This is a genomic window from Pseudomonas sp. Ps21-P2, from assembly GCF_039672565.1.
Lineage (GTDB): Bacteria > Pseudomonadota > Gammaproteobacteria > Pseudomonadales > Pseudomonadaceae > Aquipseudomonas.
Map to the genome: position 1 here is coordinate 221,324 of NZ_JBDFPL010000009.1, position 22,652 is coordinate 243,975.

General features: G+C 60.7%; 24 protein-coding genes. 13 read left to right on the forward strand and 11 right to left on the reverse strand.

The annotated features are described in order from the left end of the window. Positions 1 to 532 precede the first annotated feature (532 nt). On the reverse strand, positions 533 to 2,488 hold the full coding sequence (gene acs / locus ABEH28_RS22470; RefSeq protein ID WP_122624629.1) for an acetate--CoA ligase: 1,956 nt from the start codon (positions 2,486 to 2,488) through the stop codon (positions 533 to 535). 450 nt (positions 2,489 to 2,938) lie between these two features. Here acs and ABEH28_RS22475 point away from each other — a divergent pair, with 450 nt between their 5' ends. Continuing rightward, complete coding sequence (locus ABEH28_RS22475; protein ID WP_133773333.1) at positions 2,939 to 3,205, forward strand: DUF2790 domain-containing protein; 267 nt, start codon at positions 2,939 to 2,941, stop codon at positions 3,203 to 3,205. Between the two features lie 143 nt (positions 3,206 to 3,348). Here ABEH28_RS22475 and ABEH28_RS22480 read toward each other — a convergent pair whose 3' ends face one another. After that, positions 3,349 to 4,902 (reverse strand): sigma-54-dependent transcriptional regulator, encoded by a 1,554-nt coding sequence (locus ABEH28_RS22480; protein ID WP_346631111.1) that lies wholly within the window; start codon positions 4,900 to 4,902, stop codon positions 3,349 to 3,351. 271 nt (positions 4,903 to 5,173) lie between these two features. Here ABEH28_RS22480 and phhA point away from each other — a divergent pair, with 271 nt between their 5' ends. The 5 genes from phhA to ABEH28_RS22505 all read left to right on the forward strand — a co-directional run bounded on the left by phhA (position 5,174) and on the right by ABEH28_RS22505 (position 9,336). Next, positions 5,174 to 5,962, forward strand: coding sequence for a phenylalanine 4-monooxygenase (phhA, locus tag ABEH28_RS22485; protein ID WP_346631112.1), 789 nt, complete (start codon positions 5,174 to 5,176; stop codon positions 5,960 to 5,962). 52 nt (positions 5,963 to 6,014) lie between these two features. After that, positions 6,015 to 6,371 carry a 4a-hydroxytetrahydrobiopterin dehydratase gene (locus ABEH28_RS22490; protein ID WP_074890313.1) on the forward strand — a complete coding sequence of 119 codons (357 nt, stop codon included), beginning with the start codon at positions 6,015 to 6,017 and terminating at the stop codon, positions 6,369 to 6,371. Further along, a complete protein-coding gene (locus ABEH28_RS22495; protein WP_346631113.1) occupies positions 6,372 to 7,568 on the forward strand; it encodes an amino acid aminotransferase in 1,197 nt (398 codons plus the stop codon). It abuts the gene before it with no gap. A gap of 180 nt (positions 7,569 to 7,748) precedes the next feature. Beyond that, on the forward strand, positions 7,749 to 7,886 hold the full coding sequence (locus tag ABEH28_RS22500; RefSeq protein WP_192170990.1) for a hypothetical protein: 138 nt from the start codon (positions 7,749 to 7,751) through the stop codon (positions 7,884 to 7,886). A 235-nt stretch (positions 7,887 to 8,121) separates the two neighbouring features. Next, positions 8,122 to 9,336, forward strand: a complete 1,215-nt coding sequence (locus tag ABEH28_RS22505; RefSeq protein ID WP_282371096.1) for an MFS transporter — start codon at positions 8,122 to 8,124, stop codon at positions 9,334 to 9,336. 15 nt (positions 9,337 to 9,351) lie between these two features. On the opposite strand, the gene arfB is transcribed toward ABEH28_RS22505, so the two are convergent. Together arfB and ABEH28_RS22515 are read right to left on the reverse strand one after the other, a co-directional pair. Next, positions 9,352 to 9,765 (reverse strand): alternative ribosome rescue aminoacyl-tRNA hydrolase ArfB, encoded by a 414-nt coding sequence (gene arfB, locus ABEH28_RS22510; RefSeq protein ID WP_346631114.1) that lies wholly within the window; start codon positions 9,763 to 9,765, stop codon positions 9,352 to 9,354. Between the two features lie 53 nt (positions 9,766 to 9,818). Then, complete coding sequence (locus ABEH28_RS22515) at positions 9,819 to 11,243, reverse strand: amino acid permease (RefSeq protein ID WP_346631115.1); 1,425 nt, start codon at positions 11,241 to 11,243, stop codon at positions 9,819 to 9,821. Positions 11,244 to 11,727: 484 nt separating this feature from the next. Here ABEH28_RS22515 and ABEH28_RS22520 point away from each other — a divergent pair, with 484 nt between their 5' ends. Then, on the forward strand, positions 11,728 to 11,865 hold the full coding sequence (locus ABEH28_RS22520) for a hypothetical protein (protein ID WP_163022139.1): 138 nt from the start codon (positions 11,728 to 11,730) through the stop codon (positions 11,863 to 11,865). A 69-nt stretch (positions 11,866 to 11,934) separates the two neighbouring features. Further along, a complete protein-coding gene (locus ABEH28_RS22525) occupies positions 11,935 to 12,903 on the forward strand; it encodes a leucyl aminopeptidase (protein ID WP_346631116.1) in 969 nt (322 codons plus the stop codon). 83 nt (positions 12,904 to 12,986) lie between these two features. Here the strand turns inward: ABEH28_RS22525 and rluB are convergent, their stop codons facing one another. The 6 genes from rluB to ABEH28_RS22555 form a co-directional block, all read right to left on the reverse strand. Next, positions 12,987 to 14,234 carry a 23S rRNA pseudouridine(2605) synthase RluB gene (rluB, locus tag ABEH28_RS22530; RefSeq protein WP_192170986.1) on the reverse strand — a complete coding sequence of 416 codons (1,248 nt, stop codon included), beginning with the start codon at positions 14,232 to 14,234 and terminating at the stop codon, positions 12,987 to 12,989. A gap of 213 nt (positions 14,235 to 14,447) precedes the next feature. Next, on the reverse strand, positions 14,448 to 14,636 hold the full coding sequence (locus tag ABEH28_RS22535) for a DUF1289 domain-containing protein (RefSeq protein ID WP_163022138.1): 189 nt from the start codon (positions 14,634 to 14,636) through the stop codon (positions 14,448 to 14,450). A 54-nt stretch (positions 14,637 to 14,690) separates the two neighbouring features. Continuing rightward, positions 14,691 to 15,482, reverse strand: coding sequence for an SMC-Scp complex subunit ScpB (gene scpB / locus ABEH28_RS22540; protein WP_282371077.1), 792 nt, complete (start codon positions 15,480 to 15,482; stop codon positions 14,691 to 14,693). Positions 15,483 to 15,499: 17 nt separating this feature from the next. Beyond that, positions 15,500 to 16,198 carry a ScpA family protein gene (locus ABEH28_RS22545; protein WP_192171059.1) on the reverse strand — a complete coding sequence of 233 codons (699 nt, stop codon included), beginning with the start codon at positions 16,196 to 16,198 and terminating at the stop codon, positions 15,500 to 15,502. A gap of 140 nt (positions 16,199 to 16,338) precedes the next feature. Next, positions 16,339 to 16,971 (reverse strand): L-threonylcarbamoyladenylate synthase, encoded by a 633-nt coding sequence (locus ABEH28_RS22550; protein WP_192170984.1) that lies wholly within the window; start codon positions 16,969 to 16,971, stop codon positions 16,339 to 16,341. 13 nt (positions 16,972 to 16,984) lie between these two features. Beyond that, the gene (locus tag ABEH28_RS22555) at positions 16,985 to 17,845 is read right to left on the reverse strand and encodes a PHP domain-containing protein (protein WP_346631117.1); all 861 of its coding nucleotides are present in this window, start codon (positions 17,843 to 17,845) and stop codon (positions 16,985 to 16,987) included. A gap of 65 nt (positions 17,846 to 17,910) precedes the next feature. Here ABEH28_RS22555 and ABEH28_RS22560 point away from each other — a divergent pair, with 65 nt between their 5' ends. The 5 genes from ABEH28_RS22560 (at position 17,911) to ABEH28_RS22580 (ending at position 21,942) form a co-directional block, all read left to right on the forward strand. Further along, positions 17,911 to 18,519, forward strand: coding sequence for a septation protein A (locus ABEH28_RS22560; RefSeq protein WP_192170982.1), 609 nt, complete (start codon positions 17,911 to 17,913; stop codon positions 18,517 to 18,519). Between the two features lies 1 nt (position 18,520). Next, a complete protein-coding gene (locus ABEH28_RS22565) occupies positions 18,521 to 18,820 on the forward strand; it encodes a YciI family protein (protein ID WP_192170981.1) in 300 nt (99 codons plus the stop codon). Positions 18,821 to 19,093: 273 nt separating this feature from the next. Next, positions 19,094 to 19,771: a response regulator transcription factor gene (locus ABEH28_RS22570; RefSeq protein WP_074890298.1), complete on the forward strand. Its 678-nt coding sequence runs from the start codon at positions 19,094 to 19,096 to the stop codon at positions 19,769 to 19,771. Between the two features lie 296 nt (positions 19,772 to 20,067). Further along, entirely contained in the window at positions 20,068 to 20,511 is a 444-nt protein-coding gene (locus tag ABEH28_RS22575) for a Spy/CpxP family protein refolding chaperone (RefSeq protein ID WP_192170980.1), read from the forward strand. Positions 20,512 to 20,604: 93 nt separating this feature from the next. Beyond that, the gene (locus tag ABEH28_RS22580; protein ID WP_192170979.1) at positions 20,605 to 21,942 is read left to right on the forward strand and encodes an ATP-binding protein; all 1,338 of its coding nucleotides are present in this window, start codon (positions 20,605 to 20,607) and stop codon (positions 21,940 to 21,942) included. Positions 21,943 to 22,077: 135 nt separating this feature from the next. Here ABEH28_RS22580 and ABEH28_RS22585 read toward each other — a convergent pair whose 3' ends face one another. Then, on the reverse strand, positions 22,078 to 22,638 hold the full coding sequence (locus ABEH28_RS22585) for an NAD(P)H nitroreductase (RefSeq protein ID WP_192170978.1): 561 nt from the start codon (positions 22,636 to 22,638) through the stop codon (positions 22,078 to 22,080). Between the last annotated feature and the right edge of the window lie 14 nt (positions 22,639 to 22,652).

Below are 22,652 nucleotides of genomic sequence, written 5' to 3' on the forward strand. Positions count from 1 at the left end.
TCAGTCGCCATGGACTTGTGGGAGTGAGCTTGCTCACGAAGGGTTTGGTACATCCATCGAATATCTGGTGCTTGGAATACAGCATTCGCGAGCAAGCTCGCTCACAGGGAGGGGGTGTGATCGGCAAAATTGTTGGCGCCTGGACTGGCCTCTTCCCGGCTAAAGCCGGTCCCACTGACAGCAGCGCGTTCAGTCAGTAGGACCGGCTCCGACTGTAGGACCGGCTTCAGCCGGGAAGCTTTTGCTGTTGATCTTCTACGCGATAGCCCAGACACCGCAAAACGCGACTTGGGTGCAGGCTGAACGGAGGTCTCGAGGAGTGGGCCGAGCGGCATGGATGCCGCGAGAGCGCCGTCAGGACATGGATGTCCGTTCGGCGCGGGCCCACGGAGCGGGACCGGAGTGAAGGAACCCGACGAAGTCGGGCCCAACCGAGAGCAAGCACTTTTGGTTACTTTTAGTGCTTTTTAAAAGTAACTCGCCGAAGGCGAAACGTCTGCCCCCAGGCAGACGCTCTTGACGTTAAAGGCTTTCAGGCCGCAGTCATGGTCTTGTGGGTCTCCACCAGATGCGCAACCACACTCGGATCGGCCAGCGTCGAGATATCGCCCAGCGCGTCGTACTCCCCGGTGGCGATCTTGCGCAGGATGCGTCGCATGATCTTGCCGGAACGGGTCTTCGGCAGACCCGGCGCCCACTGAATCACATCCGGCGAAGCAATAGGACCGATCTCCTTGCGCACCCAGTTGCGCAATTCGATACGCAACGCTTCGTCCGGAACCTCACCGCCATTAAGGGTGACGTAGACGTAGATGCCCTGCCCCTTCAAATCGTGAGGCACACCCACGACGGCCGCCTCGGCGACTTTCGGGTGAGCCACCATCGCGCTCTCGATCTCGGCGGTGCCCATGCGGTGGCCGGACACGTTGAGCACGTCGTCGACGCGGCCGGTGATCCAGTAGTAACCATCTTCGTCACGACGGGCACCGTCACCGGTGAAGTACATGCCGCGGAAGGTCTTGAAGTAAGTGTCGACGAAACGGTCATGATCGCCATACAGGCTGCGCGACTGACCCGGCCACGAGTCGAGAATCACCAGATTGCCCTCCGCTGCGCCTTCGATGAGGTTGCCCAGGTTATCCACAAGGGCCGGAATCACGCCGAAGAACGGACGCGTCGCCGAACCCGGCTTCAAGGCAATGGCGCCAGGCAGCGGGCTGATCAGAATGCCGCCGGTTTCGGTCTGCCACCAGGTGTCGACAATCGGGCAATTCTTCTTGCCGACCGTGTTGTAGTACCAGTTCCAGGCTTCCGGATTGATCGGCTCGCCCACCGAACCCAACAAACGCAGGCTCGAACCGTCCGCGCCCTCTACGGCCTTGGTGCCCTCGGCCATCATGGCGCGGATGGCGGTCGGTGCGGTGTAAAGGATGTTGACCTTGTGCTTGTCGACGATTTTCGACACGCGGGTGATGTCCGGGTAATTCGGCACCCCTTCGAACAACAGCGTGGTCGCGCCATTGGCCAGCGGGCCGTAGACGATGTAGCTGTGGCCGGTGACCCAGCCGACGTCCGCGGTGCACCAGTACACTTCGCCCGGACGGTAATCGAATACGCGTTCGTGGGTCAGCGCGGCGTACAGCAGATAACCTGCGGTGGTGTGCAACACGCCCTTTGGTTTGCCAGTGGAGCCCGAGGTGTAAAGGATGAACAGCGATTCTTCGGCGCCCATTTCTTTCGGTGCGCAGGTGCTCGATGCCACGTCCAGCAGCGAGTGGTACCAGATGTCGCGATGACGGTTCCACTCGATGTCGCCACCGGTGCGTTTGCACACGATGACCTTCTGCACACTCGCCGTTTCCGGGTTGGTCAGCGCACGGTCGACGTTGGCTTTCATCGCGGTCTTCTTGCCGCCACGCAGCCCTTCGTCAGCGGTGATCACCACTTTCGATTTGCAGTCGATGATGCGACCGGCCAGTGCTTCCGGCGAGAAACCACCGAACACCACGGAATGAATCGCACCGATGCGCGCGCAGGCCAGCATGGCAACCACGGCTTCCGGGATCATCGGCATATAGATGGTGACGACGTCGCCGCGATGGACATCCTGCCCGCGCAGCGCGTTGGCGAACTTGCAGACTTCTTCGTGCAGTTCGCGATAGGTAATGTTGCGGCTCTCGGAAGGATCGTCGCCTTCCCAGATGATCGCGATCGAATCGCCGCGCTCGGCCAGATGGCGGTCGAGGCAGTTGTAGGAAACGTTCAGGGTGCCGTCGGCGAACCACTTGATGTCGACGCGGTGGTCGTCGAAGGAGGTCTGTTTGACGGTGGTGAATGGCTTGATCCAGTCAAGGCGCTGGGCTTGTTCGCGCCAGAAGCCATCGGGATTGACCACCGACTGCTGGTACATCGCCTTGTAGGTCGCCTCGTCAGTCAGCGTGTTGGCTGCCACTTCAGGGCGGACGGGGTACAGGGAAGCCGCACTCATCTTTCTTACCTCGGTGGAAATGTTGTTGTTTTATGACCCTGTTGTATCCGCCGATGGCTGTAAAGGCCATTCGACGATGGTCTTACCGACTCCGAGCATAGCGCCGAAAGCAGGTCCAGTGCCCGATTCCAGGCAAATCTTCATGTCCCGGCTACGACTGAAGAACCCATCGAACGCCTGGCCGCAACCCGACAACGGCGATTGTTGCCGTTTCGCTCAATAGACTTTATCAAAATGGTTTCTATATGAATTCAGAACAGGGGCATAGAATCCGTTCCGCCAACACGGCAAATGATTGATAAACAACAGCCCCCCACACTGGACTGTCAATCAACTAAACCTACCCGGTCATGATTCGCTTCACGCAGAGCCCCAAAAAGGTCTTGTGCACCCTGTCGACCGCAGTTCTTGCGACGCAGTGTGAATGAAGCAACTTAGAGGAAATGAGTAATGAAAGCTGCACTGGTTGTAATGGCTCTTTGTGGTTTCAGCGCCATGGCAATGGCAGAAGAATCCGGCGCAAAAGTGGCCGCTCAGCAACAGCGTGTCGAGGAGTACACCTATTCCACTAAACTGGATATCGCGAAAGTCATTTCGGTGGACGAAGTGCCTAACGTCTGCCAGGTCGTCCCGCAGCACATGACTTACGAAGACTCGCAGGGCAAACGCCACGTGCTTGAGTATCAGGTCATGGGTAACGGGTGCAGCAACGGTTGATCAGCACGCTCTGTTGATCAGTTGAGCGCGCCGCTTACTTGCAGGAGCGTGCTTGCCCGTGTATTGCGGTGCATGAGTTTATATATCCGCCAGCAGTATTACCGATTCGCGGGCAAGCGCACTTCTGCAGTCATCACCCACTATCAACTCTGGCCTATTCCATAGTGCTTCAACTTGTTGGCGACAGTTGTATGGGAAACACCCAATCGCTTGCCTAATAAGCGGCTGCTCGGGTGTGCCGCATAGAGTTGCTCAAGTACTGCCTTCTCGAATCGCCCGACAATATCTTCCAGCCCGCCTTCCAGAGAGAAGTCGCCCAAGGGTGGGCGCACGCCGTAATCCGGCAGGCGAATATGTTCGGCTTTCACCCATTTGCCGTCGCACAGCGAAACAGCCTGGAACAATACATTTTCCAGTTGCCTTACATTGCCGGGCCAATCGTATTGGCTGAGGCGCTCCATTGCCGCTGGCGCCAGCCGGGGCAAAGTGCAGCCGATCTGTCGGCTGGCCTGATCGAGAAAGTGCTCAACCAGCGGAGCGAGCCCATCCAGGCAGTCGCGCAGGGGCGGAATGTGCAGCGATAGCACGTTGAGCCGGTGGTAGAGGTCCTGGCGGAATTCACCCCGGGCGCAAAGTTCGGAAAGATCCACCTGCGTCGCGCAGATGATGCGCACGTCCAGGTAAACCTCTTCGTCGCTGCCTACCCGTCGAAAGCAGCCTTCCTGCAAATAACGCAGCAGTTTCGCCTGCAACCGCGCACTCATTTCCGCAACGCCGTCGAGAAACAACGTGCCGCCCGAGGTCAGCTCCAGCAGCCCCAACTTGCCTTCGGCGCGGGCACCTTCGAACGCGCCGGGGCCGTAGCCGAACAGCTCGGTCTCGGCCATGGATTCGGAGAACCCCGCGCAGTTGAGCGCCATCATCGGGGACTGGCCGCGAGGGCTGGCCAGATGACAGGCCCGCGCCAGCAGCTCTTTACCCGTTCCGGTTTCGCCTTCGATCAGCAACGGCGCATCCAGCGGCGCCATGCGCCGGGCCTCCCGGACCACAGCCGCCATCACTTTCGAGCTTTGGAAGATGCTGTCGAACCCCCGCAACTCCTGCTTGCGCACGTTATAGATGTGCTCGCCGACCCGGTCGGCGCGGTGCAGCGTCAGCACCGCGCCGGCCATGGCTTCGCTGTCTTCGTGCTCGGATTGCAGGGGCGCGATGTCAGCCAGGAAGATGTCGCCTTTGACCTTCACGCGCAGACCGTTGATGCGTGAGCGGTTAGCGCGCACCAGTTGCGGCAGGTCGAAATCCTCAGCGTAACGGGACAGCGGAATGCCCGGCACTTCATCGACCCGCACGCCCAGCAACTGCGCGGCGGCGCGGTTGGCCGCGACGATGGAGCCGCCCATGTCGATGGAGAGCACGGGGAATTCAAGTGCGCCGAGCAATGCATTGAGCTCCATGTGCCGACGCTCGCTGGGCATTAATCCCACACGCTTGACGCCAAATACCCCGGCGACGGTCTCGAATTTCGGCACCAGCGCCTGGAACTGCAGATTGATCAGGTTTGGGCAGCGCAGATAGATGGCGTCGCCATGCTCACCGCCGACTTCTCCGCCGGAGACGTTGACGCCGTAGGCCACCAGTAGCTCGAGGATGTCGCGCAGGATACCGACGCGGTTCTGGCAATGGACTTTGATACGCATGGAGGGCTCGCGGGGTGGCATCGATTTCGGGTTGGCCCGAGTTTATCGTCAAGAATACGTTACAGCGCAATGGCCAGACGAGACGGTAGGGTGAATGTATTCAGGCGAACCCGATCAACCGTCACGATTTCTTTACGAATTATCGGACAGGACTCAGCAACTCGGGCTGGAGCCTTGCAGTTGAGAGTCGCCAAATCAGCTATCAATAGCCCCATCAGTTTTACCCCCAATCGCATTGCTCCATATAAGAACAAACCATCAGGAGAGCCCCATGAGTACGCAGTACGTCGCCCGCGAGCCGGACGCCACCGGATTCATTGATTACTCGGAAGCCGAGCACAGAATCTGGAACACCCTCATCACCCGCCAGCTCAAGGTGATCGAAGGTCGTGCGTGTCAGGAGTATCTGGATGGCATCGAGCAGCTCGCCCTGCCCCAGGACCGTATTCCGCAGCTTGGCGAAATCAACCGCGTGCTGGGCGCGACCACGGGGTGGCAAGTCGAGCGCGTGCCGGCGCTGATCCCCTTTCAAACCTTCTTCGAGTTGCTGGCGAGCAAGCGATTTCCGGTCGCCACATTCATTCGCAGCGAAGAAGAGCTCGACTACCTGCAAGAGCCCGACATCTTTCACGAGGTTTTCGGACACTGCCCCTTACTGACCAACCCCTGGTTTGCAGAATTTACCCACACCTACGGCAAGCTCGGTCTGGCAGCCAGCAAAGAGCAGCGCGTGTATCTTGCCCGCCTCTACTGGATGACCATCGAGTTCGGCCTGGTCGACACGCCCCAGGGGCGCAAGATCTACGGCGGCGGCATCCTCTCCTCGCCCAAGGAAGCCGTTTACAGCGTGTCAACAACCCCTGAACATCAGCCCTTCGACCCGATTGAGGCCATGCGCACACCCTACCGCATCGACATTCTGCAGCCGGTGTATTTTGTGCTGCCGGACCTCAAGCGCCTGTTCGACCTAGCCCATGAAGACATCATGGGCATGGCCCGCACGGCGGCTGAACTGGGGCTGCACGCGCCGAAATTTCCACCGAAAAATAAAGCCGCTTAAAACAAAAGCCGCCCCAAAAAAAGCAGCCCGAACCCGATCAAGGAATCTTTCAATGACCGCTCTCAACCAATCCCAATGCGAAGCCTGCCGCGCCGACGCCCCACAGGTCAGCGACGCCGAGCTGCCGGATTTGCTCAAGCAGATCCCGGACTGGAACATCGAAGTGCGTGACGGCGTCATGCAGCTGGAAAAAGTCTTTCTGTTCAAGAATTTTAAATTTGCGCTGGCGTTTACCAACGCTGTCGGCGAAATTGCCGAGGCCGAAGGTCACCACCCGGGTCTGCTGACCGAATGGGGCAAAGTGACCGTGACCTGGTGGAGCCATTCCATCAAGGGGCTGCACCGCAACGATTTCATCATGGCCTCCCGCACAGACGAGGTGGCCAAAAGCGCCGAGGGCCGTAAGTAAATGCATTTTTCACAGATCCAGCGCGTACCGGACGATCCCATCCTGGGCCTGATTCAGGCCTACGCCAAAGACCCGAATCCGAACAAGTTCGACCTGGGCGTGGGCGTCTATAAAGATGCGCAGGGCCTGACCACCATTCCCCGCGCGGTGAAAATCGCCGAGCAACGGCTGGTCGATTCCCAGCCCACCAAGAGCTACATCGGTGGCCATGGCGAACCGCGTTTCGGCACGCTGATCTGTGAGCTGGTCATGGGCGCCGATTCACCGCTGATCGCCAGCAAACGCGTCGGCGCTACCCAGACCCCTGGCGGCACGGGCGCGCTGCGGTTGAGCGCCGACTTCATTGCCAACTGCCTGCCGGGCAAAGGCATCTGGCTGAGCGATCCGACCTGGCCGATTCACGAAACCATCTACGCCGCTGCAGGCCTGAAGGTCAGTCACTACCCCTACGTGGGCAGCGACAACACGCTCAACGTGCAGGCCATGCTGGCGACGTTGAAGACCATTCCGGAAGGCGACGTTGTCCTGCTGCATGCGTGCTGTCACAACCCGACCGGGTTCGACCTGTCCCGTGATGACTGGTACGCGGTGCTGGAAATCGTCAAGCAACGCAATCTGCTGCCGCTGATCGACTTCGCGTATCAGGGTTTTGGCGACGGTCTTGAAGAAGACGCCTGGGCGGTTCGTCTGTTTGCCGGCGAACTGCCTGAGCTGCTGATCACCAGTTCGTGCTCGAAAAACTTCGGCCTGTACCGCGAGCGCACCGGCGCCTTGCTGGTCTGCGCTGACACCCCCGAGAAGCTGATGGATGTGCGCAGTCAGCTGTCGGCGACCGCCCGCAATCTGTGGTCGAACCCGCCGGATCATGGTGCCGCCGTCGTGGCCGAGATCCTGGGCGATCCTGAGTTGAAAGCCCTGTGGGCTGAAGAAGTGGAAGAGATGCGCAGCCGAATTGCGCAGTTGCGCGTCGGGCTGGTGGAGGCGCTTACACCGCTGGGCCTGGGTGAGCGTTTCGCCCACATCGCCGTGCAGCGCGGCATGTTTTCCTACACCGGCATGAACGACGATCAGGTGGCGCGTCTGCGCAACGAGCACAGCGTGTACATGGTGGCGGCGGGCCGAGCCAACGTTGCGGGGATTGATGCCACGCGGCTGGATGAACTGGCAGCGGCGTTTGCAGCGGTTTGCAAAGACTGAGGCGATCACCGATTCAACGCTTTTAGCGGGCCGCGCGGATGTTGCAGGAACCCATCCTCACTACATGACCGGCGGCCCGCATTTAAAAGTCTGATTGTCATTTGTACTGCTGTATCCTCCCTGAGCGTTTTAGGACGCGCTGTTCAATTCAGCCGCAACACACTTGTGAGGAGCGACGATATGCATGAAATCCCGAACTTCCCCTTCCCAAGCCAAACCCAGCAAAGCGCAGCAGCCCGCCAGGAACTCGGCCAGCCGATCGAGATGAAAGCCAGCGGTAAACGCAACGAGAGCAGCAAAGCCCAAAGCCCGCGCTGAAGGCTAATTGTCCAGCCCCTATGGAAGAGCGTCTTCAAGGTGTATTTCCATAAGGGCTGAATCATTTGCGACAAGCTTCACCTCTGCTCCACTCCGACCCAGATCCACCCATCCGCCACTCCCATGAACCGCCGTGCCTCGTTATCATGTGCCCTCGCGCGGATTCAAGCGTCTACGCTTCAACCCGATTGCCCCCTCGCTATTCTTCTTCCGTCGTAACCGTGGATCTATGCCCATGCCAGACGCTTCGAGCGCTGCCCCTCAACGTCCTATGGCTGTCACGCTGCAGGTTGTTTCCATCGTGCTGTTCACCTTCATCGGCTACCTGAACATCGGTATCCCGCTGGCCGTATTGCCCGGTTATGTGCACACCGACCTTGGCTTCGGCGCGGTCGCCGCCGGACTGGTGATCAGCGTGCAATACCTCGCAACCCTGCTCAGCCGCCCCTACGCCGGGCGCATCATCGACACCCGGGGCCCGAAGAAAGCGGTGATCATCGGCCTGTTCGGCTGCGGGTTGAGCGGCGTGTTCATGCTCCTCGCCGACTGGCTCGACGCCTGGCCGATGGTGAGCCTGATCAGCTTGTTCGTGGGCCGGTTGGTGCTCGGCAGCGCAGAGAGCCTGGTTGGCTCAGGCTCGATCGGCTGGGGCATCGGCCGCGTTGGCGCCGCCAATACGGCCAAAGTGATTTCATGGAACGGCATCGCCAGTTATGGCGCACTGGCCATCGGCGCGCCGGTGGGTGTGTTGCTGGTCAACGCGCTGGGGCTGTGGAGCATGGGCGTCAGCATCATGCTGCTGGCAGCGCTGGGTATTTCCCTGGCCTGGAAGAAAACCCCGGCGCCGCTGGTGCATGGGGAGCGTTTGCCCTTCCTTCACGTGCTCGGCCGCGTGCTGCCCCACGGCACCGGGCTGGCGCTGGGTTCGATCGGCTTCGGCACCATCGCGACCTTCATCACCCTGTATTACGCCAGCCACACCTGGCCGAATGCGGTGTTGTGCCTGAGCCTGTTCGGCGCCTGCTTCATCGGCGCCCGCCTGCTGTTCGGCAACCTGATCAACCGCATCGGCGGCTTCCGCGTGGCGATTGCCTGCCTGTCAGTGGAGACGTTGGGGTTGCTGCTGCTGTGGCTGGCGCCCAACCCGAATCTGGCGCTGGCCGGTGCGGCGCTGACTGGCTTCGGCTTCTCGCTGGTGTTCCCGGCGCTCGGCGTCGAAGCAGTCAATCTGGTGCCGCCCGCCAGTCGCGGTGCGGCAGTCGGGGCTTATTCGCTGTTCATCGACCTGTCGCTGGGGATTACCGGGCCGGTGGCGGGCGCCGTGGCGGCAGGTTTCGGCTTTGCGTCGATCTTCCTGTTCGCCGCGCTGGCTTCGCTGAGCGGGCTGGGGCTGAGTGTGTATCTGTACAAACACGCGAACAAGACTCGGGAAAAGCCGGTCGCCAGCTGATCCCGTCAACGCTGTTTAAAAATCGACCTTGCCCCGCCCTGCCTTGATCGACCCGCGCCTGGTCTTCGACTCCAGCCGACGGGTCTTCGAGCCCAGGGTCGGTTTGGTCGGCCGACGCTTCTTCTCGACCTTCCCCGCACTGATGATCAGCTCACTCAAACGCTCCAGCGCATCGGCCCGGTTCTGTTCCTGCGTCCGGTATTGCTGCGCCTTGATGACCAGCACGCCGTCGCTGGTGATGCGGCTGTCACGCAGCGCCAGCAGGCGTTCCTTGTAGAACGGCGGCAGCGACGAGGCGTTGATGTCGAAGCGCAGGTGCATGGCGCTGGACACCTTGTTGACGTTCTGACCACCCGCACCCTGGGCACGGATGGCGGTCAGCTCGACGTCGCTGTCCGGCAGATGGATGTTATTGGAAATGATCAGCATGGCAATCTGTGTCCTGGTTCGAAGCCGCCGCGACGTCACCGGCGGCTCTCGCCTTATTTGATGATCGACGTCCGCTGGGCCATTGACTCGCTACTGGCCCGACGCTTGTTCTTGATCAGGTAGAACACCCACATCGCCGCCAGCCAGACCGGGATCGCGTAGACCGAAATCCGGATGCCGGGAATCATCAGCATGATCCCGAGAATCAGCACCACAAACGCCAGACAGACGTAGTTGCCGTACGGGTACCATAGCGCCTTGAACAGCGGCTGCTGGCCGACCCGGGTCAGGTGCTGGCGGAACTTGAAGTGGGAGTAGCTGATCATCGCCCAGTTGATCACCAGCGTGGCGACCACCAGCGACATCAGCAGCTCAAGGGCATTTTGCGGCATCAGGTAGTTGAGCAGCACGGCAATCAGCGTCACCGCCGCCGACACCAGAATCGCTCGCACCGGAACACCCCGACCATCGACCCGCGCCAGTGACTGCGGCGCGTCGCCCTGCTCGGCCATGCCAAACAGCATGCGCGCGTTGCAATAGGTGCCGCTGTTGTAGACCGATAACGCCGCCGTCAGTACGACGAAGTTGAGTATGTGCGCCGCCGTTGTGCTGCCCAGCATCGAGAACACATGCACGAACGGGCTGCCGCTGTAGGCATCGCCGGAGGCATTGAGGTCAATCAGCAAGGCGTCCCATGGCGTCAGCGACAGCAGCACCACCAGCGAGCCGATGTAGAAAATCAGAATCCGGTAGATAACCTGATTGATCGCCTTGGGAATGATGGTCCGCGGCTGGTCCGCCTCCGCAGCGGTGAAGCCGAGCATTTCCAGGCCACCGAACGAGAACATAATGAACGCCAGCGCCATGACCAGCCCGCTTACGCCATGGGGGAAGAAGCCGCCCCGATCCCACAGGTTGCTGACCGACGCTTGCGGGCCACCCTCGCCGCTCACCAGCAGATAACTGCCCAGGGCAATCATCCCCAGAATCGCCACGACCTTGATGATCGCGAACCAGAATTCGGCCTCGCCAAAGACTTTTACGTTGGCCAGGTTGATGACGTTGATCATCACGAAGAACACCGCGGCCGAGGCCCACGCCGGGACTTCCGGCCACCAGTACTGGATGTACTTGCCAACGGCGGTCAGCTCGGACATGCCCACCAGAATGTACAGGACCCAGCAGTTCCAGCCCGACAGGAAACCGGCAAAGCCGCCCCAGTATCTGTGGGCGAAATGGCTGAACGACCCGGCCACCGGCTCTTCGACGATCATTTCGCCGAGCTGGCGCATGATCATGAAGGCGATGAAGCCGCAGACGGCGTAGCCAAGGATCATCGACGGGCCAGCGGACTTCAGCACCCCTGCCGAGCCCAGAAACAGACCCGTGCCGATCGCGCCACCGAGGGCGATCAGCTGGATGTGACGGTTCTTCAGACCACGCTTCAAGTCACCCGAATGGGACATGTTTTTACTCATTGGCAAACCACCTTGGCGCGCTTGTCTGTGACGGAATCGAACCCGACGCGCTCATGACGCGGCGGAGGGAAACGGAGTGGGTAACCCCAAGGGATTGGCGTCCATACGCCGGTGGATCACAGAAAAAACGGGCGCGCATTGTACACCGCTCACACCGGATTGCGCGGAAGAGTAGGACCGGCTTTAGCCGGGAATCTTTTATTGACTGGGCTCTCAATCACTCTGCCGACACAATTCTGTCGCAAAAATAATTCACCGAAATCGAAAGCTCCCTAACGTTGTTTTCCCTGCAAGTTTCCAGAATTCCGGCGAAATGCCAGCATTTACCGCCCGATTTTTATTTTGCAACAGTCTGACTATTGCACTAGTTTTTTCAGTGCTTGCTGGCCACGAAGGTCAGTGTGCTTCCATGACGAGGACTTAAGGCGATGCCCTTTCTTCCTCGCTGCATTCGGCAAGTACGTCATTCTCAGGAGATTCACCTATGCAAACAGTTGAACTGGCTCTGGAAGAAGAACTGCAATTGGACGATTGGTTTGAAGCACCGACTCATGATGCCGCTGTGGAAATGATGCAGGCTGACGCCGTCGTGCCGTTTGGCACCGCGATGTGGCCGTTCTAAAACAGCTGAAGGGCGAACGTGGCTAACGCGTTCGCCCTCTTGTTTTAAGCATTCGGAGCGGAGCGCACTATGGATAACAGCAGCGCAATCGAACATTTCCTGTATTACCTGCAACGCCACCCCGCCGTCACCGGCATGAAAACTCCCCAAGTACTACTGGCCCATACCCCGGAATACCGCAGCATCGTCAATGGCATCATCGAAAGCGCTACGGCGCGGGATTTCTTCCGGTTCAGCACTATGCCGCTGGACACGTCTCCTATCAGCGAACTGACAGAAGCCATCACCGATTCCGATCTCTTCGTCCTGTTCTACGATTCCTCAACGCTGCCCAATCCTCGCGCGGAGGGGCCACCGTTCATTCGCCAGTTGCAGGAAGTGATGTCGGCCCAATGGAAGAAATCCCTGCTGTTCAAAGATTACGGCGACTATTTCTATGACGCTTTCAGCGTTGAACCCGAGCGCATCGCGCAGCTGAATGCGGCACTGATCGACACCATGAACCAAGGCGAGACCCTCAGCTTCAGCGACGACCACGGTTCGTACTTCGAGGCCCCGCTGCGCGAGCTGAAGAAGTGGACCAACATCAACGGCGTCGGCAACTACGACCTGGCACCCGGCGAGATCGCCACCCACAGCGAATCCATCAACGGTCATGTGCGGTTCCTCGGCACCTTTCTCAGCACCATCCCTTTCGCGCGCAAATACGGCATCATCGAATCCCCACTGGAACTCTGGATCGAGAGCTCCGTGGTGACCCGCATCGCCACGGACGTACCGGGGCTGGAGCACGACTTCAATAAATACCTAGACGCCAATCCCTCGAACCGGCGCATCGAGGAATTGGGAATCGGCACCAACGAAGGCGTCAGTCAGCTGTACGCACGCAACGCAGGGTTCGAAGAGCGCCACTGCGGGCTGCACCTGGGCCTGGGTGGCGGCGCCAAGGGCAGCCATCACGTGGACCTGATCTTCAACAGCGGATCGCTGGCCGTGGACAAGCGTGTGGTGTTCGACGGGACCGCCTACGTCGTCTGACTCCCAAGCGGGCATAAAAAAACGCCAGTCTCTCGACTGGCGTTTTTCGTAGTGCAGACCGCTGTCAGTGTTTCACAACGGCATTACTCAGGCTTGCGGCGACCGAAGCCCGGACGCTGACCGGAGCCGCTTGGCGGGCCGCGGCGTTTGCCGGACGGGGTCTTGTCGTCTACCAGACCGATGCCGGGACGCGAAGGCTTCGGCTTGGCAGGACGCTTGTTCATGTCGCTCGGACGTTCCGCCACCGGCGTGCCACGACCGCTTTCGCTGCGGGCGCTGTCGCCACGTGGATTGCCGCCACGGGCAGTGTCGCCACGACCACCGATGGCCGGACGCGGCGTGCGCGCCGGACGACCGCTTTCGGCAGGTTTGCGCGCCGGGCGCTCGCCATCAGCCAGACGCGGCTCGCGGGCCGGGCGATCCGGGGACACCGCATCCTTGGCCGGACGAACCTGACGCACACGTTCGCCTTTGCCCAACGGACGGGACGACTGGCGCTGCAAACGTTCCAGCTTGTCTTTGGTCTTGGCGGTCATCTGCGGCATCGCGACCGGCGTCAGGCCGACCTCGGCGCTGAGGATGTCCACTTCCTGCTGACTCATTTCGCGCCAGCGACCCATCGGCAGATCGGAATTGAGGAACACCGGACCGAAACGCACGCGCTTCAGGCGGCTGACCACCAACCCCTGGGATTCCCACAACCGGCGAACTTCACGGTTGCGGCCTTCCATGACCACGCAGTGGTACCAGTGGTTGAAGCCTTCGCCACCCGGCGCCTGCTGAATGTCGGTGAAACGCGCCGGGCCGTCTTCCAGCACCACGCCAGCCTTCAGGCGCGCCAGCATGTCGTCGTCGACTTCACCACGGACGCGCACGGCGTACTCGCGGTCCATTTCGAACGAGGGGTGCATCAGGCGGTTGGCCAGTTCACCGTCGGTGGTGAACATCAGCAGGCCGGTGGTGTTGATGTCCAGACGACCGATGTTGATCCAGCGGCCTTCTTTCGGGCGCGGCAGGCGATCAAATACAGTCGGACGGCCTTCAGGGTCGTCACGGGTGCAGATTTCACCGTCGGGCTTGTTGTACATGACGACGCGGCGAACGGTCTCGGCGGCTTCTTCGCGGCGGATCACGCGACCGTCGACCGTGATGGCGTCGTGCAGGTCGACGCGCTGACCGAGCGTGGCCTGAACACCGTTGACCTTGATGCGGCCTTCGCCGATCCAGGCTTCAACGTCGCGACGGGAACCGACGCCAATGCGCGCCAGGACCTTCTGCAGTTTTTCGCCTGCTGGGCCGATCTCTTTGTCTTGCTTGTCTTGTTCACTCATCTGGGCACCTCCCGGTGTGTCGAATCAGGGCATGCGCGAGTGGGCATGGCCTGTGGCCCGGCTCTCTGGACGAGAGCGGCTCCGGATCAGAACAACTCTGAAGCGGAACGGGCAGAAAACTGAAATCCCTGGCGCGTGTGGATCGCCAAAAGGTCGCGAATCATACGCGCCTGACGCGCGTTGCGCATCAGAGAGTAGATGAAAAATTCAGGCTCACTTCTTTTTCCGCCGACTGGCGCCCTTGAGTTTGATCAGCCGCAGAGCCGACTCGGCGAGCACCGAGCGCTTTTCGTCCTTCTCCATCTTCTTCCAGGACTTGATTTCGCGCTTGCTGCGACCGCAGCCGAGGCAAATTTCTTCGTCGAATTTGCAGAGGCTGATGCAGGGGTTTTTGGTGCTCATGGGTTCGCCTGAGTGAGGAATTGGGCGCTGCGGACATTTCCGCCACAGCCATCGTCACCGCGGATCTTCATCGTCCTGCGGCGGTTCTTCCAATTCAGACTCTTTATCGGCCTCATCGAGCAATAAATCGTCGAAGTCGATTTTCAGGCCCTGCTCCATGGTGTCGAGCTCGGCCAGCAGGCTGCGGAAACTGGTCTCATCCCGGGGCGCTTCGGGCTCGGCGTCAGCATCGAGCGACAGACTGGCGTCGGCCAACGCTTGCAAATGCGCGGGCACCGGCGCGTCGTCGAATTCCAGCACCGGCTCGGTTTCCATCTCGCGCAGGTCGGCCAGCGGTGGCAGTTCATCGAGGTTTTTCAGGTTGAAGTGATCAAGAAAAGCTTTGGTGGTGGCGAACATTGCCGGCTTGCCGGGTACGTCACGGTAGCCGACGATTCTGATCCACTCGCGCTCCATCAAGGTCTTGACGATGTTGGTATTGACCGCGACGCCACGCACGTCCTCGATCTCGCCACGGGTGATCGGCTGGCGATACGCGATCAGCGCCATGGTTTCCAGCAGGGCCCGCGAATAACGCTGGGGCCGCTCTTCCCACAAGCGCCCGACCCACGGCGCGAACTTCTCGCGGATCTGCAAGCGATAGCCGGTGGCAACTTCTTTGAGCTCAAAGGCGCGGTTATCGCAGGATTTGGCCAGCAGCGTCAGGGCCTTCTTGAAGACCGGAGGTTCGGGCCGCTCTCCCTCTTCGAACAGCTCATAGAGGCGCTCCAGGGACTGCGGTTTTCCGGAGGCAAGCAGAAACGCTTCGAGCAACGGCGCCAGATCGCGGGGTTCATTCAGGTTCATTGATCAGCTCTTGCTCTTTATTCGGCTCGCGCCCGCACATGAATAACGGCGAAGGCTTCGTTTTGCACCAGCTCCACCAGTTGCTCCTTGACCAGTTCCAGCACGGCCATGAACGTCACCACCACGCCCAGCCGCCCCTCTTCTGCCGTAAACAGCTCGGCAAAGGGCACGAACCCCGCGCCTTTCAAGCGCTCCAGCACATCACTCATGCGCTCGCGGGTGGACAGCGCCTCGCGGCTGACCTGGTGGCTTTCAAACATGTCGCCACGACGCAACACGTCGGCCATCGACATCAACAGCTCTTCGAGGGCGACATCCGGCAGTAACTTGCGCACCCGCGCTTCGGGCGCCTCAAGCCTGGGTATAAAGACATCACGGCCCACGCGAGACAGCTGGTCGATGCCTTCAGCTGCCGCCTTGAACCGCTCGTATTGCTGCAAGCGGCGAATCAGCTCGGCGCGAGGGTCACCCTCTTCTTCCTCGGCCATTTCCGAGCGCGGCAGCAACATACGCGATTTGATCTCGGCAAGCATGGCCGCCATGACCAGATACTCGGCGGCGAGCTCCAGACGCACGGTTTTCATCAGCTCGACGTAACCCATGTACTGACGGGTGATTTCCGCCACAGGGATGTCGAGGATGTTGATGTTCTGCTTGCGAATCAGGTAAAGCAGCAGGTCCAGCGGGCCTTCGAAGGCTTCGAGGAACACTTCCAGCGCATCCGGCGGGATGTACAGATCGACCGGCATCTGCGTGACGGCCTGACCGTAGACCATGGCAAACGGCAGCTCTTGCTGAGCGCCGGCCTGCGGGTCGATGTGAGCGTCGGTCTGAACATCCAGCGTTTGCGCCTGGGTCACTCGACTTCGACCCCGAACGGCGTCGGATCGCCGCAACCCACGCGCACCACCTGCGGCTCGCCATCGGTCAGGTTGACCACGGTCGAGGCCGAAATGCCGCCCTCGCCTGCGTCGATGATCAGGTCCACCTGATGCTCGAGAATCCCGCGCATCTCGTAAGGGTCACTCATCGGAATGGTCTCGCCGGGCAGGATCAAGCTGACGCTCATCAGCGGCTCGCCCAGTTCCTGCAACAGCGCCTGCGCAATGGGATGACCCGGCACGCGCAAACCAATGGTCCGCCGCTTGGGGTGCAGGACCAGACGCGGCACGTCACGGGTGGCGCCGAGGATGAAGGTGTACGGCCCCGGCGTGTGCGCCTTGAGCACGCGAAACGCCGCCGTGTCGACCTTGGCGAATAACCCGAGCTGGGAAAGGTCGCTGCACATCAGCGTGAAGTTGTGTTTGTCATCGAGTTGACGCAGGCGACGGATGCGCTCGACGGCGGTCTTGTCGCCCATCTGGCAACCCAATGCGTAGGACGAATCGGTGGGATACACCACCAGACCGCCCGCCCGGATGATTTCCACGGCCTGCTTGATCAGGCGCGCTTGCGGATTCTCCGGGTGGACCTGGAAAAATTGACTCACGGTAATTTCCTGTTCAGACGGCAGTAGGCTGGTCATGTTTGAACCGACACCAAAGGGGGGGCAGGTCTTCGGGCAATGGGCGATAAACGCCGATTTCAGACCATGCGCCTGGGGCATGAAAATCACTGCCGGCACTGACCAGCAGACCGAACTCACGGGCCAGAATCGCCAGACTGCCGACCTGATCGGCAGGCTGCAGGCCGTTGACCACTTCTATTGCGTGGCCGCCGGCCTGGATGAAGTCAGCGACCAGCTTGCGACGCTTGCTGCGGGTGAAATCGTAATGCGAAGGGTGCGCAAGGCTGATCCAGGCTCCGGCGGCGCGCAGGGTCGCCACCGTTTCCTCAAGGGTCGGCCAGTGTTGCTTGACGTCGCCCAGTTTGCCCGCACCGAGCCATTTGCGGAACGCTTCGGCGCGGTCTTTGACGAACCCCTGATTAACCAGAAAGTCGGCAAAATGCGGTCGGGCCGGCGCATTGCCGCTGTCGCCCAGTGCCTGCTGCACTGCGCGCGCACCTTCGAGCGCGCCGGGCATACCTTTCATCGCCAACTTGCGGCTTATTTCTTCGGCCCGCAACCAGCGTCCGGTGTGCAATTGCTCGACGGCTTCACGCAATTGCGGGGCATCCACATCGAATGCATAGCCCAGCACATGAATGGTGGCACCGCCCCAAGTACAGGACAGTTCGATGCCATCGATCAGCTGCATACCCAGCGCAACCGCCGCAGTACGGGCTTCAGCCAGGCCTTCGAGGGTGTCGTGATCGGTCAGCGCGAGGATTTTCACGCCGTGCTCATGGGCACGCGCGACGAGTACCGCGGGCGCAAGGGCGCCATCGGAAGCGGTACTGTGGCAGTGCAGATCGACGTTCATAGGGGCGCTTTCGCAGTCATTGATGTTTGTTATTATGCCGTCACATCCAGCTTCTGGCTCTTACTGTGAAACAATTCATCGACTTCATCCCGCTCATCCTGTTCTTCATCGTTTACAAAATCAGCCCGCAAGCCGTCGATGTCCTTGGCCACAGCTTCATGGTAGGCGGGATTTACAGCGCCACCGCGATGCTGATCGCCAGTTCCCTGGTGGTCTACGGCGTCCTTTATTTCCGGCAGGGCAAACTGGAAAAGAGTCAGTGGCTGACGCTGATTGCCTGTCTGGTCTTCGGTAGCCTGACCCTGGCTTTCCACAGCGAAACCTTCCTGAAGTGGAAAGCCCCGGTGGTCAACTGGGTCTTCGCGCTGATCTTTGCCGGCAGCCACTTCATTGGCGACCGTCTGTTGATTCAACGCATCATGGGCCACGCGCTCACACTGCCGCAGGCGGTCTGGACCAAGCTGAATATTGCCTGGATCGTGTTCTTCCTGTTCTGCGGCGCGGCCAATCTCTATGTGGCGTTTACCTATCAAGAATTCTGGGTCGACTTCAAGGTGTTCGGCAGCCTGGGCATGACCCTGCTGTTCCTGGTGGGCCAAGGCATCTACCTGGCTCGCCACATCCATGACGCCGACCCGTCCACCCAGCCTTCAAACAAGAAAAGAGAGGACTGACATGCTCTACGCAATCGTGGCAACCGACGTCGCCAACTCGCTGGAAAAACGCCTGGCCGCGCGCCCTGCGCACCTTGATCGCCTGAACGCAATGAAGGCCGAAGGCCGCATCGTTCTCGCCGGTCCGATGCCAGCGGTGGACAGCATCGACCCGGGCACTGCAGGTTTTACCGGCAGCCTGATCGTCGCGGAATTCGAGTCCCTCAAGGACGCCCAGGCCTGGGCTGATGCCGATCCGTACGTTGCAGCCGGTGTCTACGCCGGCGTGGTCGTCAAACCGTTCAAGCAAGTCCTGCCCTGATAGGCCTGACCAGCGCCCGGCTCCGTACATGAGCCGGACCGCCTTCAACCCGCTTTACATTGCTCACCCTTCGCACTGGCCTGCCGATAAGTTGCTAGAACCAAGAGCTTTGACTGCGGCTCAAAGAGGCACGGGCGGTCATGCCTTTGCGGGTATTGATCGAACAACAACGGTTTGTCGCGAGGGGCCGCGCAACAAGGGTGGCCCTTCAGCGCGGTATCTTTGCCAGCGGCCGGCGTAGACGTCGTCGGCAACGGCTAAATTGAGTGAGTCATGAGCGAGCTGCTACTTATTGATGATGACCAGGAGCTGTGTGAGCTCCTGAGCAGTTGGTTGAGTCAGGAAGGGTTCGCCGTGCGCGCCTGCCACGATGGCCAGAGCGCGCGCAAGGCGCTCGCCGAATCCGCACCCGCTGCGGTGGTGCTGGACGTGATGCTGCCCGACGGCAGCGGTCTGGAACTGCTCAAACAATTGCGCACCGATCACCCCGACCTCCCCGTGCTGATGCTGTCCGCTCGCGGCGAACCGCTGGACCGCATCCTCGGTCTGGAACTGGGTGCCGACGATTACCTGGCCAAGCCCTGCGATCCCCGTGAACTGACAGCGCGTCTGCGCGCGGTATTGCGCCGCAGCCATCCGACGGCGGTCTCGTCGCAGATCGAGCTGGGCGACCTGTGCTTCAGCCCGGCGCGCGGGGTGGTCACGATTGATGAGCAGGAATTCACCCTGACCGTGTCCGAAGCGCGTCTGCTTGAGGCTTTGCTCGGCCAGCCCGGCGAGCCGCTCGAGAAGCAGGAGCTGGCGCAACTGGCCCTGGGTCGCAAGCTGACGCTCTACGACCGCAGCCTTGATATGCACGTCAGCAACCTGCGCAAGAAGATCGGCCCCCACGCCGACGGCCGCCCGCGCATAGTGGCCCTGCGCAGCCGTGGGTATTATTACAGCCTCTGACGAGGGAGTTGGGAGCGTAAGCCTCAAGCTGCAAGCTGCAAGCTGCAAGCTGCAAGCTGCAAGCAACAGCGACAGCACAAGCAACAGCATCGGCAGCGAAGCCGGACTGCTTTTGGCTTGAAGCTTGTGGCTTGCCGCTTACAGCTGGGCGCGCACTCGGTAACCGGCCCATTACGTCAACACGCCAGCGCGCCCCCTTTACCCAAGCTTTACCCACGCCTGACCTCCCTTGACCTTGATCTCCCTAAACTGGCCTCAACCGGCACAGAGCCGAAATCGAGACAAGGAGATTCACCATGCGCAAGACTTTGATGGCTTTGATGTTCGCCGCAGCCCTCCCTACCGTTGCAATGGCCATGCCTCCGGAAGGCGGCCCGATGGGTGGCCCTGGTGGTCCAGGCTTTGATGGGCCTGGCATGCATCACCGCAAAGGTCCTCTGGAACAGCTGAACCTGACCCCGGATCAACGTCAGCAAGTCGACAGGTTGATGGGCGCTCAATGGCACGGCCGCAACGAGATCACCCAGAAGTACCTGGCCAAGCTGTCGGCTGCCGACCAGAAAGCGATGAAGGATGAACAGGAAGCTGCCCGGGCCAAAACCCAATCCGACATCCGTGCACTGCTAACACCGGAGCAACAAAAGACCTTCGACCAGATCCAGAAGGATGAAGCCCAGCGCCGTGCGGACCGCGCCGAGTTCGAAGCCTGGAAAGCGCAGAAAGCGCAAAAAACTCAGTAACCGGCTGCTGGCGCGGCATTACACTTCCCCCAACCCGACACGCTCCCCGGCGTGTCGGGTTTTCTATTTGACGAACCGGGTCGAGGGCAGCACGTGCGTTCATTGTTCTGGAGAATCCTGGCCAGCTTCTGGCTGGCGATCGCGTTGGTGGCGGGCCTGTCGATTCTGATGGGGCATGTGCTCAATCAGGACGCCTGGATCCTCAGTCGCCATCCTGGTCTGCACAACTTGCCGCAGAAGTGGGTCGAGCTGTACGAAGGCCAAGGCGAGAAATCTGCCCAGGACTATCTGCAAGACCTCAAGCGCAAATACCACATCGACGTTCAGGTGCTGAACGACAGCGGCGAAGCGGTGATCCCCGGCACCTTCCCGCCCCGCGCCGCGGCCTTTGAAGAGCGGCAGAATGACGACACACGCCCGCTGCCCTGGCGGCGCCTGACCACCGAATACACCAGTGAAAAAACCGGCGAAACCTACCTGCTGATTTACCGCATCCCTCATCCGGAGCTGGACGCGTGGCACCGCGACAGTCTGGTCTGGCCGCTGAGTGCGCTGGGTATCGCGCTGGTGGTGCTGACGTTGTTCAGCCTGATGGTGACGTTGTCGATCACCCGCCCGTTAAGCCGTTTGCGCGGCGCGGTGCATGACCTCGGCCAAACCACGTATCAGCAGAACAGCCTGGCGCAACTGGCCAACCGTCGCGATGAATTCGGTGTGCTGGCCAATGACTTCAACCGCATGGGCGCCCGCCTGCAAAGTCAGATCAGCAGCCAGCGCCAGCTGCTGCGCGACGTTTCCCATGAGTTGCGCTCTCCTTTGGCCCGGCTGCGGATCGCCCTGGCCCTGGCCGAACGCGCCGAGCCGGTGGAGCGCGACAAGCTGTGGCCGCGCCTGACCCGTGAGTGCGACCGCCTGGAAGAGTTGATCAGTGAAATTCTGGCACTGGCGCGACTGGATGCCGACATGGGCAGCGCCACGGCGGTGGATGTGTCAGGGCTGCTGCATCATTTGCAGGCTGAGACGGAAATGGGCGGCGGCGAGCAAACGGTTTCGGTGTCGGTGGAACCTGGCGTGCAGTTGCAGGGCTGGCCGAGCGTGCTGGAACGGGCACTGGACAATCTGCTGCGCAACGCGCTGCGTTTCAATCCGGAGGGGCAACCGATCGAGTTGAGTGCGAGCACTGCGGGGGATGAGTTGCGTCTCAGCGTGCGGGATCACGGGCCCGGTGCCAATCCGGAGCATCTGGCGCAGCTGGGCGAGCCGTTCTATCGCGCGCCAAACCAGACCGCACCGGGTTACGGTCTGGGTCTGGCGATTGCCAAACGCGCCGCCGAGAAGCACGGCGGGACGCTGGTGCTGGGCAATCACCCGCAGGGCGGATTCGTGGCCAGCATCGTGGTGCCCCGCCAGTTGACCGCTCTGCACGGCTGATTCACCGGTCGCAGCCACTCCCGCTGAATGGGTGCGGTACCCAGTAGGACTGGCTTCAGCCGGGAAGAGGCCGGTATGCACACCCTCAGTTTTGCGGCGTAACGCCTGATGCCTTCCCGGCTAAAGCCGGTCCCACTAACCCTCCCACGCGCTGACAAACTCGGCCACGTCCGGCTTTGCCGGTTCGCGGGGCGGGTTTTGCGGGGTGCCCAGGTAAAGAAAACCGACGACTTCTTCGTCTGCTGTCAGCCCCAGCCCTTCGGCGACATGGCGGGAGTAGGACAAATCCCCCGAGCGCCAGACCGCGCCAATGCCCATCGCATAAGCGGCCAGGAGGATGCCATGGGCAGCGCACCCTGCGGTGATCACTTGTTCCTTTTTCGGCACTTTGAAGTGGTCAGTCAACTTGGCGATGACCACGACCACCAAGGGCGCGCGCAACGGCCCGTTTCTAGCCTTTTCCAGCGCTTTGGCGTCGACCTCGCCGCCTTTGTCGATCAATGCCTGGGCCAGCAAGTCTCCCATGCGGTTACGTGCGTCGCCTTCGACGGTCAGAAAGCGATAGGGCCGCAACACACCGTGGTCCGGCGCGCGCAGGGCGGCGCCAAAGAGGATCTCGCGTTGCTCGGCGTTTGGAGCGGGTTCGATCAAGCGGGGCACGGACACGCGATTAAGCAATACGTCGAGCGCTTCCATTAAGTCGTCTCCAG